Here is a 12,630-nt window from a genome sequence, read left to right on the forward strand (position 1 = left end):
TCAACTCCGCGCGAAAACATGGGCGAGAATTTTGGTTAATTCCTGCACATCCGTTTCGGTAAAGGCATCCGCCTGATCGCTGTCGATATCAAAAACCGCGATTAACGCGCCCTCGGCATCAAAAACGGGCAAGACCAGCTCGGACAAGGTGCTGCTTGAACACGCAATGTGATCTGGAAACGCGTTCACATCTGCAACCAATTGCGGGGCGCGACTGCGCGCGCAGGCCCCGCAGACCCCGCGCGAGAACGGGATCACCAAGCACCCATGCCCCCCCTGATAGGGGCCAATTTTAAGAGTTTCGGGCGCGGTGACGCGGTAGAACCCAACCCAATCAAACCGCGCATCGGCGTGATACACCTCACAGGCGATGGTGGCCATCAGGGCGATTTGATCAGTTTCGCCATGGGTCAGGCTGTCAATCGTTGCGGCTAGGGTCGGATAATCCATCGGGGGCCTCTTAATGCTTCGCCTCGATATAGGCCATCCTGGGCGGCAAAGAAAGCTGCGCTTGGTAACCTTTCAGCAAGGAATTCGGACTAGCCTTTTGGTTGTGTTACCCTCTCCATAGGTGATGAAATGGATGTGCGTCTGGATATTGAACCCATCCCTGACGGGTTGATCGTAAAGGTTTGCGCCAGTCGGGTGGATGCTGCCGCTGCCTTGGCCTTCCGTGATGCCTTTCGACAAGCCACCGCAAAAACCGAAGGTGCGCGGGTCATTTTAGATATGGAAGATGTGACCTTCCTAGATTCCAGCGGTCTTGGCACGCTTGTTGCCATGCGCAAATCCCTTGGGCAGGATCGGCAACTTGAACTGACAAGCCTCTCCCCATTGGTCGATAAGGTGCTGCGCCTGACGGCGATGGATAAAGTCTTTGCAATTCACCCAAATAAGACCGCAGCGCTGAACCAAAGCGCATGACAACAGGGATAGATATTCAAGCATGCGGGGGCGCAACGATATGATGTGGAGTTTGACAAGCCATCCCCAGTCGGTGCGGCAAACATTGGCGCAGATTTGCACCTATCTGCGCGAATGCGACCTTGATGAAGGCCAATGCTTAAACGTTGAGTTGGGCTTGGCGGAAGCGCTGAACAATATTTGCGAACACGCTTATGCAGGGGCCGATGACGGACGCATTTTAACGGCGATTTCCTGTCGGGGCGCAGAGGTGCAGTTTCATATCACCGATAAAGGGCGCGCGATGCCGAACCTGACACCCCCTCTTGGTCGATTTCGCGACCCTGACAGCTTCGCCTTTGATGACCTGGCCGAAGGTGGATTTGGCTGGGGCCTGATCCGCGCGATTGCGCAAGTCGTCCAATATGAACGGCGCGATTTAGAAAATCATCTTTCCCTAACCATTGCGGCTGAATTGGAACAAAGCCCGCAATTAGCCTGTGGGCTTGTCTAAATTTAGCCAACACTGCCACAAAATCACCTTGGTCTGATCATAGCCGCGGCCAAATTCGCAGCCATTAAAGCAGGGTAGCGCTTATGCTTCCCCCGATGGTGCGTTTTATCGCCCCCACTTGTTACGCATCATCGGGGTTCTTGACCACTTGCAGCGCCCCCCATTCCCGCTAGTTTTGCTAAAATCCTTTCGGCAGGAGCAGGGACAATGATGCGTGATTTCCAGAAGCAAGGGCGCTCAGCCTTGATTACCACCCAAGGGGCGGTTGCAACCTCGCACCCGCTCGCCGCCAAAACGGGCGTGCAAATCTTGGAACAGGGCGGCAATGCGATGGATGCGGCCATTGCCACAGCGATCCTCTTGGGGCTCTGTGAGCCACAATCAACAGGGCTTGGCGGCGATTTATTCGCCATGGTGTCCTATGAGGGGCAGAAGGATATTATTGGCCTGAATGCATCGGGCCGTGCGCCAAAGGCGTTGGACGCAGCAGCGCTGCGTGCGGCAGGGCATCGCTCTATTCCGCTCGACAATATCAATGCCGTCACCGTGCCAGGGGCCGTTGATGGGTTTTGCCGCCTTCACCAAGATCACGGGACATTGCCGCTTGAAGACATCCTCGCCCCTTCGATCTTCTACGCTGAACATGGCATTCCCGTTGCACCGCGCGTGGCTTTCGATTGGGACGAGGCATGCGATACGCTCCGCGGTCGGGCCCGCGACATGTATATGTGGAACGACCAACCGCCCCAAATTGGCGCGCTGTTCACGGCCAAGGGGCAGGCTGAGGTGCTGCGCCGCATCGCGCGTGAAGGTCGTACAGGGTTCTACGAAGGCGAAGTGGCCGAGGATTTGGTTAACTCCCTGCGTGCCCTTGGCGGCAGCCACAGCCTAGAAGATTTCGCAGCCACAGCCTGCGATTACGTCACCCCAATCTCGACCCGCTATCGTGATCATGACTTGATTGAATTGCCACCCAATGGTCAGGGTGCAACCGCGCTGTTGTTGGCCAATATCCTTTCCCAGTTTGACCTCGGCGCGATGGATCCTTTCGGTGCGGCCCGCGCCCATATCGAGGCCGAAGCAACCAAACTGGCCTATGATGCACGCAATCGTTTTATCTCTGATCCTGATCACCTGACCCGTTTGGATCATATGCTGTCAGATCAAACCGCGCAGGCCTTGGCAGACTTGATTGATCCCACGCGCGCGATGGCTGACCCACATCAGGCCTCGGGCGCAGTGCATAAGGATACGGTATATCTCAGCGTGGTTGATAAAAACCGCATGGCCGTCTCAATGATCTATTCGATCTTCCATTCCTTTGGCTCGGGCTATGCTTCTGATAAGTTTGGTATTTTGTTTCAAAACCGCGGCGCGGGCTTCTCACTACAAGAGGGGCACCCGAATGAGGCCGTGGGCGGCAAGCGTCCCTTGCATACCATTATTCCCGCCTTCTTACGCTACCCTGACCAAAGTTTGATGCCCTTCGGGGTCATGGGCGGCGCGTATCAGGCCACGGGCCACGCGCGTCTGATCACCAATATCATCGACTATGGGATGGATGTTCAAACTGCGATTGATGGTGCGCGCAGCTTTGCGGATCAAGGCAAATTGCAGCTTGAGCGGGGATATAGCCCGCATGTGGCCGATGATTTACGCAAATTGGGCCATGAGCTGATCGACCCCTATCGGGCCATTGGCGGCGCGCAAGCCATTAAAATTGACGCAAGCTTAGGGCTTTTGATCGCAGGTTCGGATCCCCGAAAAGACGGTCTTGCCTTGGGGTATTGAGATCAATTCAGCTGGTAATCCAAAGGATAGGCCCCGTTCTGAAACTCACCGAACAATTCGGGCAGATCGGGGTGATCCACGGGCTCGCCCGTATCGTCAATCTCAAGGTTTTGTTCGGAAACATAGGCCACATAGTAGCTATGATCATTTTCCGCCAGAAGGTGGTAAAATGGCTGCTCCTTGATCGGCCGCTTATCTTCGGGGATGGAGTTATACCATTCCTCAGTATTCGAAAACTGGGTGTCGATATCAAAGATCACCCCGCGAAACGGGTGCTTCTTGTGGCGCACGACCTGCCCAAGATTGAATTTAGCATGCCGTTTGAGCATCTAGACCCCCTATGATCCAAAGCGCACCGTAATCCTGTCGCCCTTATTTGTCCATGACCCGCAATGCAGATCAGGCGAAACAGATTGTTGAAACAAAGGATGCGGATCATGCGGGAATTTATTTTCATTTCGGCGCAACTGGCGTATGATTTCGTCATAAAAAGAGAGCAGTCCAATAAAGGATCAGGCATATGAACCGCTTTGCGTTGCTTCCGCTGGTGTTGGCGCTCGGCGCCTGCGTGGGATCAGCCACCCCGCCACGCAATGTGGATAATGCCTGCGCAATCATCGAAGAACGCCCCTATTATCTAAGCGCCATGCAGGCCACCGAGGCCAATTGGGGCGTCCCTATCGCGGTTCAGATGGCCACGATCTACCATGAAAGTAGTTTCGTCAGCAACGCACGAACCCCGCGCCGCTATGCGCTTGGGGTCATCCCCGCAGGGCGGCAAAGCTCAGCGTTCGGTTACAGCCAAGCCCTTGATGGGACATGGGATGAATACCGCGATGACACAGGTCGGCGGTTTGCCAGACGCACCGATATCTCCGATGCGACCGATTTCATGGGGTGGTATATGAACCGCTCACGCGAAAGAAACGGCATCGCGCTGACGGATGCGCGCAACCAATATCTGGCCTATCATGAAGGTCATCGTGGTTATTCACGCGGCACCTATCGCAACAAAGCATGGCTTATGCACGTGGCAGATCGTGTCGAAGCGCGCGCCGCGCTCTATGATCGGCAACTGGCAAGCTGCACCGCGACCCAAGGCTAACGGCTGCGCTGTTCCGCCTCAAAGGTCGGGCTGAACAGAAAATTCGAATAATCCTGCCCAAAGATGAAATCACCCAGCGCGACCACAACAGTCTCGCCATATTCATTGCGGGTCATCCATTGCACAAGGCGCACAGGCGCATCCGCAAAGACCAGCGTCAATTCCCCCGCCTCTGGGCGGTCTTGATCACGGGCCACCACACGGGTGGTGCCATCTTCGGCTTCTCGATGATCAACCACCAAATCCGAAGTCGCGAGAGACACATTGCGCCCCAAAATCAAATCAAGCGGGGTGACGCTTAACGGATATTGCAAGGGCTGCGCATCGGTCAGGTCTTCAAAAATTGCAACTTGCCCGCCGCCCACAACGACCAGAACATCGCTATTATCATACTCAAATCGCGCCCGCCCCGGGCGGTGCATGAAAAGACGTCCCGTCACCTCGGTTCCATCGGCGTTATACTGCGTGAATGGTGCTTCCGCTGTGCGAATGCCTGCAAAATAAGCCGACAAATCTGCCAAGGAAATCGGGGCCGCCGCCGCGGGCAGGGCAAAGAACGCGGCCAAAACGGCCATGGTTGCAAATGGTTTTTTCATGCCCCACCCATAGCGCGAAAGCACCCCCAATGACACGTCACATTTCAGCGAGGGCTCAGCCCTGTTCAGGCACTAAAATCTCACGCTTGCCGACATGATTGGCGGTTGAGACAAGGCCAGCCTCCTCCATCTGTTCGACCAAGCGTGCGGCCTTGTTATAGCCAATTCCAAGCTTGCGTTGGATGTAGGAGGTCGAGCATTTCCGATCGCGCACCACCACGGCCACAGCCTGATCATACAGCGCATCTTCGCCATCCGTATTGCCGCCAAGGCCAAGCACTAGATCAATATCGCTTTCCTTGTCCTCATCAGGGCCATCCAAAACGCTGGCGGAATAGGCGGGAGGGCCAAAGGATTTCAGATGACGCACGATTTCCTCAACCTCTTCGTCACTGACAAAGGGGCCATGAACGCGGGTGATTTTGGACCCCCCCGCCATGTAAAGCATATCGCCCATACCCAAAAGCTGCTCTGCGCCCATCTCGCCCAAAATGGTGCGGCTGTCGATTTTTGAGGTCACATGGAAGGAAATACGCGTAGGGAAATTGGCTTTGATCGTGCCTGTAATCACATCCACCGAAGGGCGTTGTGTGGCCATGATCAAATGAATGCCGCTTGCCCGCGCCATTTGCGCAAGGCGTTGAATGCAAGCTTCGATCTCTTTGCCTGCAACCATCATCAAATCGGCCATTTCGTCCACGATTACGACAATGAACGGCATAACCTCGGGCTTGAACTCTTCGGTTTCGAAGATGGGCTCACCGGTATCCTCGTCAAAGCCAGTTTGGACAGTGCGCTTGAACATTTCGCCTTTGGACAGAGCATCGCGCACGCGGCCATTATAGCCTTCGATATTGCGCACCCCCATTTTCGACATTTTGCGATAGCGCTCTTCCATCTCTCCCACGACCCATTTCAAAGCGACAACCGCCTTCTTGGGGTCAGTCACAACGGGGCTGAGAAGATGCGGGATGCCGTCATAAACCGACAATTCCAACATCTTGGGGTCAATCATGATCATGCGACATTCTTCAGGGCGCAATTTATACAGCAGCGAGAGGATCATGGTGTTAATCGCCACCGATTTCCCCGAGCCTGTGGTGCCTGCAATCAGCAAATGCGGCATCTTGGCCAGATTGGCCACAACAGGCTCGCCGCCGATTTCCTTACCCAAAGCCAAAGGCAGCTTGTGATTGCCATCGCCAAAATCACGGCTCGACAAGATTTCGCGCAACACCACTTTTTCGCGGTGCGAATTGGGCAATTCGATCCCGATCACAGAGCGACCTGGAACGGTTGAGACGCGCGCAGAGAGCGCCGACATTGAGCGGGCAATATCATCAGCCAGACCGATCACGCGGCTGGCCTTCAGGCCTGGTGCGGGCTCCAACTCATACATCGTGACAACTGGGCCGGGGCGGACGCTGACAATCTCACCTTTGACGCCGTAATCATCCAACACGTTTTCCAACATCCGTGCGTTTTCTTCGAGGGCCTCATCGGACAAGTGAAAGCGTTCAATGGTGGTCGGGCTAGACAACAAAGAGAGTGGCGGGAATTCATATTCCATCTCGCGCGCCTCTAAGGGCAAGGAGGGCTGCGCATCAGCCATAGCCTGACGAGAGGGCGCGGCGGCCTTTTTGGGGCTGTGCTGCACCACGCGCCGCGCTCCTGCCCCAGTGCGGGCAGGATGCGAAGCAACAGGCGTATAGTCCTCATCTTGCGGCGACACGCTGAAGCTTTCATCATCGTCAAAACCATCGGCGAAAATATTGTCGCTGTCATCCTCATCGGCATAAGGGTCAAAGTCTTGCGCAATCTGTGGATCCGCCACACGCGCAGAGGTAGAAAGCGGAGGAACCTCACGATAAATCTCGCCTGCAATTTGCGAGGGGCTTTGTGCGGTCAATGGTGGCGCCACGCGCTTGGCAGGATTGGGAATGCCATCGGTGACCCGCAACGCCTCAGGCCGCGCAGAGGTCGCACGATTGCGCACCGCGTTCGAGATTTTTTCGCGCAGGCGCGCATTCTCATCGGCCACAAGGGGCGGTTGCTGCGCCACATCTGCGGTGCGATCTTCGCCACCGCGAATGGCGCGCAAAATGGGCACGCGGTCAAATAATCCTTGTTGCGCAGGGGCTTCGGGCGCTACGATTTGAGGAGTCGAAAATGGCACCTGCAGCGCATCATCGTCATCCACCAACAGATCATTGGAGGAATACTGCGCCGCGCTGCGCGGACTTGGCGCGCGCATGCGCCCGCCGATCTGGCCACTCATTTGGCTGACGCCGCGACCGATACCTGCCGCCATTCCCGAAGCGCCATTGCTGGCGTGGAAAAGCGCAATCAATCCACCACGGGTAAAGAGGCGCAATTCAGAGCGCGTCACCCCAAGCGCATAGCCTGACAAACCAAGGCTTGCCGCACCCATAGCGATACCCAAAACGGCGATAGACATAGTCATCGAAAAGGGCAGGATATTGACCAAAACCCCCATCACAGTGTCGCCAAACAGCCCGCCCAAACTAAAGCTGTGCTGCCATCCCGAACTAGGTGGGAAGCTGACCATGAACACAGAACAGGCAGCAATCGCAAATGGCAGCATAATCAAGCGTGACAGCGCGCGCTCTTCGCCTTTGTGCAGGGTCAAGCGCAGACCCCAAACAACCAAACCCGCTGCCATCAAATAGGATGCATAGCCAACAATCATGATCAAAATTGCAGACATGGATGCCCCAAAGCGGCCAAGCAGGTTTTGTGGCGGCGTGTCGGTGGCGACCATCCAATTTGGGTCATTTGGCGTATAGCTGACCAACATGGCCCCGACCGCAATCCCTGCAAGCACCAACATAAGGCCAAGCAGTTCCTTGCCACGCCGTTCCAATGCCTCTTGCATCGGGGCGTCCAGAAGGGGGTCACGTTGTCTGGTTTGATACGCCATTCTTCACCTCACTGATACAAACAGCCATGCAGGCGCAAAAGCCCGCGCTGTAATTCTTGTTCTTCTGCCACCAAAGCCACGCGCAGGCGGTCTTGGCCTATGGCCTGACCCGCGACAGCGCGCGACAAATACGATCCCGGCAAGCAGCGCACCCCCGCCTCGCGCCACAGTTTCAAGGCTGCGGCCTCATCATTCTCAACAGGCAGCCAAAGGAAAAACCCCGCCTCAAGCGGCTGATACCCTACGACATTGCCAAAAATCTCATCAGCCATTTGGTATTTGCGGCGATAGATGGCGCGGTTTTCTTCCACATGGGCCTCATCGCGCCATGCAAGGGCAGCGGCCGCTTGCAGGGGCAAAGGCAAAGGGGCGCCTGTGTAATTCTTCAACTGCTTCATCGCTGCGATATTGCCAGAACCCGATGCGGCAAAGCCCGACCGTAACCCTGGAAGGTTTGAGCGTTTCGACAGCGAATGAAACACCACAACCCGATCAGGGTCTGCGCCCATGTCATGGGCCACCTGCAAAGCGCCCACAGGGGGGGTGTTGCGATAAATCTCGCTGTAACATTCATCCGCGAAAATTCGGAAATCATGTTTCTCGGCCAAGGCGATCAGATCACGCCAATAGGCCTCAGTGGCAACCGCACCTTGCGGGTTTGCAGGCGAACAAAGATAGGCAATGGTCACGCGATCAAGAAGGGCCGCAGGCAGCGCGGCATAATCAGGCAAATCGCCCGTTTCAGCGGTTGCAGGCACATAGATTGGCTCTGCATTAATCGCGAGGCTTGCCACCGCATAAACCTGATAAAACGGGTTTGGCATCAAAACAGCGGGTTTTTGCCCCGCCTTTTCCTCAACCCCAAGCGCAAGAGCCGCATTGAACAACCCCTCACGCGTGCCGTTCAGGGCCAGGATATGCTGGTCTGCGTCAAGGTGAACACCGTAGCGGCGCGCGATCCAAGCCACAATCGCCGCGCGCAAATCTTCGCCCCCCTCATTGGGGGGGTAACGGCCAAAACCCTCAAGCGCCTCAGAAATCGCGCGTCCGATGAACTCAGGGAACGGATGACGCGGCTCACCGATAGACATGTTAATCGGATCGCCGCCCGCCTGATGGACGTCAAGCAATTTCCGCAAACGCGGAAAGGCGTATTCTGGCAGGTTCGAAAACCGCTCGGGAAACACCATGACTGCCTCAAATATCGGGGTCTGTTTTCGCCCCTTTGACAATCAAATTAACCTCTTATGACGCAAACGTCCAGAAAAAGGATCAGGCTTGCAATGCGGCCTCTGCCGCCGCCCCAAGACGCAGAAGCCGTTCCTCCTGACCTGCGGGGCAAAGCAGCATTACCCCCGTAGAGGGCACCCCAGTGGGCAATGTAAGGCCGCAAGACCCCATCAAATTTCCAATTCGCGTGTTGCGCAAAGCCAGTAGATTTTCGGTGACATAATACTCCTCGTCCACCATCAACCGCGCGATATTGGGCGGCAAAATCGCGACAGTGGGCACAATCACCGCGTCATACCCTGCCGTCTCACGATGGAAATCTTCGCGCAAAGCCTCAAGCTTTTGCCAAGCTGCGATATAATCACTCGCCAAAACATCCGCCCCGCCACGGAAGCGCTGCAATATGGGGCCAAACATCTTTTCAGGATTGGCCTCAATCATTTCGCGCCAAGTCGCATAGGCCTCAGCGGCAAAAAGAATGGGCGAAAGCGCCATCGCCGCGTCAAGTGCCGCTGATTTATGCCGCACAATATACGCCCCTGCCGCAGCAAAGGCTTCAAGCGCACGAGCAAAGCCTGCGGCGGGCGCATCGCGCACATCCTCCGCATATGGTTCCATCACCAAAAGCCGCCGCCCTGCAAGGCTTGCGTTCTTGAGGTCAACGGCGCGCAGGCCCGCCAGAACGGCGAACACCTCGGCGCAATCTTCGACCGAGCGCGCAAGCGGGCCAACTGTGTCAAATTTCGCGCAAAGCGGAACAACCCCACGATTGGACAGGCGTCCATGGCTCGTTTTCAAGCCAACCAAATCGTTGAACGCAGCAGGCACCCGCACAGAACCGCCCGTGTCAGACCCAATGGCAACCGCAGCCAACCGAAAGGCCACCGAAGCGGCGGCACCAGAACTAGAGCCACCCGGCACGGCGTCTGGGTCATTGATGTTGGGCGGCGTTGCAGGCAAAGGATCAAGCCCTTCGCCAAACATGGGGTTCAACCCAAGGCCAGAAAACGCCAATTCTGACATATGGGTTTTGCCCAAACATACGCCCCCCGCGTGCGTGGCGCGGGCCAAAACATCGGCATCTCGTGTTGGAACGCGCTCCGCAAGCAAGCGCGAACTGGCCTCAGTCGCGACATTGGCGCTATCAAATAGATCTTTCCACGAGACAGGCACCCCGTCCAGAATGCTCCGGCGCACCCCGTTGCGCGCCCGAGATCGGGCTGCTTCGGCCTCGGCTAGGGCGCGGGCCTCGGTCAGGCGGGCATAAATACGCGCGCCTGCGGGATGCGTTTTTATCGCGCTCAAATAGGTTTCGGTCAGACCCACTGGATCAATCGAGCCTTCGCCAATCGCGCGCCCTTGTTCACTTGCCGTGCGTGTCAACCATTCGCGCATCTTCATCCCTTTGCCGCTTTTGTCTCGCATGGGCAGAGTAATGACGCTATGCCGCGTGGACAATTCCATAAATTAGCCCATCATAAACTGCATGACATGTGACACAGATATTTTGATTGTAGGTGGCGGGCTGAACGGGCCGACCCTTGCGCTTGCGCTCGCGCAGTCAGGGTTTCGAAGCATCGTGATTGATGCAAATTCCCGCCCTAAGCGCGAAGCGGATACGTTCGATGGCCGCGCCTATGCTTTGGCCCGTGCCTCGCAAAAAATGTTGGCGGCTTTGGGGTTGTGGGACGCTGTCGCAAAACAGGCGCAGGCCATTTCCGAAATCAAAGCCTCAGACGGTCATGCAGGGCGCGGGGCAGCGCCGCACTTCTTACATTTCCAAGCGGCAGAGATGGAAGAAGGCCCTATGGGCTACATGCTTGAAGACCGCTACCTCCGCCGCGCGCTGATCGCGGCGATGGAGGCCAATGATAAGATCACGCATCTCAGCGACAGCATGGTCGTAGATCAAAGCACCGATGGGGCTCTGGCCGAGGTTACATTGGCCGATGGTCAGCGTTTACAGGGGCGAATTTTGATTGGTGCGGATGGTCGCGCGTCAGGTGTGGCGGCACGCGCAGGCATTCGCCGCCAAGGTTGGGATTATAGGCAAACCGCCCTTGTTTGTGCCGTCAAACATGAATTGCCCCATAACGGCATTGCACATCAGTTCTTCATGCCATCGGGGCCTTTGGCGATCCTACCTTTGCCTGACAATCGTTGCTCTATTGTCTGGAGCGAAAAAACCGCCCGCGCCGCCCAAATTGCGCGCGCAAATGACGCTGAGTTTCTCAAGGCATTGCGCCCCGCATTCGGTGACTTTCTGGGTGAGATCGAATTGGCGGGCGTGCGGTTTAGCTATCCGCTGAAGCTCACCTTGGCCGAGCAGTTCATTGCCCCGCGCCTTGCCCTTGTTGGCGATGCGGCGCATGGCGTCCATCCTATCGCAGGTCAAGGGCTGAACCTTGGCTTTCGGGACATTGGTGCATTGACCGAAGTGCTCCATGAGGCAAGACTGCATGGCGAAGATATCGCCTCGGAACTGGTGTTGGAGCGATATCAGCAATGGCGGCGCTTCGACACCACCGCGCTTGCGCTTGGGATGGACACAGTCAATCGCCTGTTCTCAAATGACAACCCTGCCCTTCGGCTGATCCGCGATATCGGCATGGGCCTTGTCAGTGCAACGCCCGCATTACGGCGTGGGTTCATGCGGCAGGCGGCAGGTCTAACGGGGGATTTGCCACGCCTCTTGCAGGGCGAGGCGCTTTAACCCTCAATCTCGCGGGCTTCATTCTCTAGCATGATTGGAATGCCTTCCTTAATCGGAAAGGCCAATTTTGCTTTTTCAGAGATCAATTCTTGACGCTCTGCATCATAGCGCAGGCTCCCCTTGGTCAAAGGGCACACCAATGCCTCAAGCATATGTCTGTCAAACACGGGGCTGTCTGCGCTCATTGCATGGCCTCATCGGATGATCCACCCCGCAAGGCAAATTCGATCAAGGTTACAAGCGTCTCGCGCCGCGTAGACAGGGAGGGCGCCTCAAGCAAGGCTTGCTTTTCTTCTGGATCAAAGGGGCATAGCATTGACAGCGAATTGATCAGCAATTCGTCTTCGGCATCTTTCATACTGTCCCAATCGGTCGACAGCGACATGGCCGCGAAATAGCGCTCCAACAGATCCATAAAGACAGGACGATCAAAGCCCTGATCCTGCTCGACCTTGCCCAAATCATTCTCAAAGCCTGCCCAATCGACATCACCTTTGAGATAAGGGGTAAAGCCTGACTGTTCGCGTTGCAGGCGAAAGCGCGAAATTCCCGTCAGCGTAATCATATACCGCCCATCCTCGGTTTCCGAGAATTGTGTCAGACGACCTGCGCAGCCAATGCTGTGCAACCGCTTAGCACTGCCTTTAGGCACCTCAAGCGGTTGGATCATACCAATCAATCGGTCGGGCGTGCGCATGCAATCTTGCAGCATGGCCAAATAGCGTGGCTCAAAAATGTGCAATGGCAATCGCGCCCGCGGCAACAGCAACGCGCCGGGAAGTGGAAAGAGCGGTATCGTATCAGGCAGGTCGCTGTGATGAATCATGAATTATGAAA

The 12,630-nt window shown here is 56.1% G+C and carries 13 protein-coding genes; 5 read left to right on the top strand and 8 right to left on the bottom strand.

The features are described from left to right. Nucleotides 1-450 (bottom strand): GAF domain-containing protein, encoded by a 450-nt coding sequence (locus AAC622_RS10035; protein ID WP_340262157.1) that lies wholly within the window; start codon nucleotides 448-450, stop codon nucleotides 1-3. Nucleotides 451-579: 129 nt separating this feature from the next. Here AAC622_RS10035 and AAC622_RS10040 point away from each other — a divergent pair, with 129 nt between their 5' ends. The 3 genes from AAC622_RS10040 to AAC622_RS10050 all read left to right on the top strand — a co-directional run bounded on the left by AAC622_RS10040 (nucleotide 580) and on the right by AAC622_RS10050 (nucleotide 3,208). Further along, nucleotides 580-924 (top strand): STAS domain-containing protein, encoded by a 345-nt coding sequence (locus tag AAC622_RS10040; RefSeq protein ID WP_340262159.1) that lies wholly within the window; start codon nucleotides 580-582, stop codon nucleotides 922-924. Between the two features lie 22 nt (nucleotides 925-946). Continuing rightward, nucleotides 947-1,417, top strand: a complete 471-nt coding sequence (locus AAC622_RS10045) for an ATP-binding protein (RefSeq protein ID WP_340262161.1) — start codon at nucleotides 947-949, stop codon at nucleotides 1,415-1,417. Nucleotides 1,418-1,627: 210 nt separating this feature from the next. Beyond that, nucleotides 1,628-3,208: a gamma-glutamyltransferase family protein gene (locus tag AAC622_RS10050; protein WP_340263033.1), complete on the top strand. Its 1,581-nt coding sequence runs from the start codon at nucleotides 1,628-1,630 to the stop codon at nucleotides 3,206-3,208. 2 nt (nucleotides 3,209-3,210) lie between these two features. Here the strand turns inward: AAC622_RS10050 and hspQ are convergent, their stop codons facing one another. After that, a complete protein-coding gene (hspQ, locus tag AAC622_RS10055; RefSeq protein ID WP_317656758.1) occupies nucleotides 3,211-3,537 on the bottom strand; it encodes a heat shock protein HspQ in 327 nt (108 codons plus the stop codon). Nucleotides 3,538-3,728: 191 nt separating this feature from the next. On the opposite strand from hspQ, the gene AAC622_RS10060 reads away from it, so the two are divergent. Next, nucleotides 3,729-4,313: a transglycosylase SLT domain-containing protein gene (locus AAC622_RS10060; protein ID WP_340262163.1), complete on the top strand. Its 585-nt coding sequence runs from the start codon at nucleotides 3,729-3,731 to the stop codon at nucleotides 4,311-4,313. Here the strand turns inward: AAC622_RS10060 and AAC622_RS10065 are convergent. The 4 genes from AAC622_RS10065 to AAC622_RS10080 all read right to left on the bottom strand — a co-directional run bounded on the left by AAC622_RS10065 (nucleotide 4,310) and on the right by AAC622_RS10080 (nucleotide 10,475). After that, nucleotides 4,310-4,909 carry a LolA family protein gene (locus AAC622_RS10065; protein ID WP_340262165.1) on the bottom strand — a complete coding sequence of 200 codons (600 nt, stop codon included), beginning with the start codon at nucleotides 4,907-4,909 and terminating at the stop codon, nucleotides 4,310-4,312. The genes AAC622_RS10060 and AAC622_RS10065 overlap by 4 nt on opposite strands. Nucleotides 4,910-4,964: 55 nt before the next feature. Next, a complete protein-coding gene (locus AAC622_RS10070; protein WP_340262167.1) occupies nucleotides 4,965-7,850 on the bottom strand; it encodes a DNA translocase FtsK in 2,886 nt (961 codons plus the stop codon). 8 nt (nucleotides 7,851-7,858) lie between these two features. Beyond that, on the bottom strand, nucleotides 7,859-9,040 hold the full coding sequence (locus tag AAC622_RS10075) for an aminotransferase class I/II-fold pyridoxal phosphate-dependent enzyme (RefSeq protein WP_340262170.1): 1,182 nt from the start codon (nucleotides 9,038-9,040) through the stop codon (nucleotides 7,859-7,861). Nucleotides 9,041-9,122: 82 nt separating this feature from the next. Beyond that, on the bottom strand, nucleotides 9,123-10,475 hold the full coding sequence (locus tag AAC622_RS10080; protein WP_340262173.1) for an amidase: 1,353 nt from the start codon (nucleotides 10,473-10,475) through the stop codon (nucleotides 9,123-9,125). Between the two features lie 91 nt (nucleotides 10,476-10,566). Here AAC622_RS10080 and AAC622_RS10085 point away from each other — a divergent pair, with 91 nt between their 5' ends. Continuing rightward, nucleotides 10,567-11,793: a UbiH/UbiF/VisC/COQ6 family ubiquinone biosynthesis hydroxylase gene (locus AAC622_RS10085; protein WP_340262175.1), complete on the top strand. Its 1,227-nt coding sequence runs from the start codon at nucleotides 10,567-10,569 to the stop codon at nucleotides 11,791-11,793. Here AAC622_RS10085 and AAC622_RS10090 read toward each other — a convergent pair. Both AAC622_RS10090 and AAC622_RS10095 read right to left on the bottom strand, forming a co-directional pair. Further along, nucleotides 11,790-11,978, bottom strand: a complete 189-nt coding sequence (locus tag AAC622_RS10090) for a Trm112 family protein (protein ID WP_317656765.1) — start codon at nucleotides 11,976-11,978, stop codon at nucleotides 11,790-11,792. The genes AAC622_RS10085 and AAC622_RS10090 overlap by 4 nt on opposite strands. Next, on the bottom strand, nucleotides 11,975-12,619 hold the full coding sequence (locus AAC622_RS10095; protein WP_317656766.1) for an LON peptidase substrate-binding domain-containing protein: 645 nt from the start codon (nucleotides 12,617-12,619) through the stop codon (nucleotides 11,975-11,977). The genes AAC622_RS10090 and AAC622_RS10095 overlap by 4 nt, the downstream gene beginning before the upstream one ends. Between the last annotated feature and the right edge of the window lie 11 nt (nucleotides 12,620-12,630).

Origin of the sequence: Roseobacter sp. HKCCA0882 (assembly GCF_037805225.1) — a bacterium.
Lineage (GTDB): Bacteria > Pseudomonadota > Alphaproteobacteria > Rhodobacterales > Rhodobacteraceae > M30B80.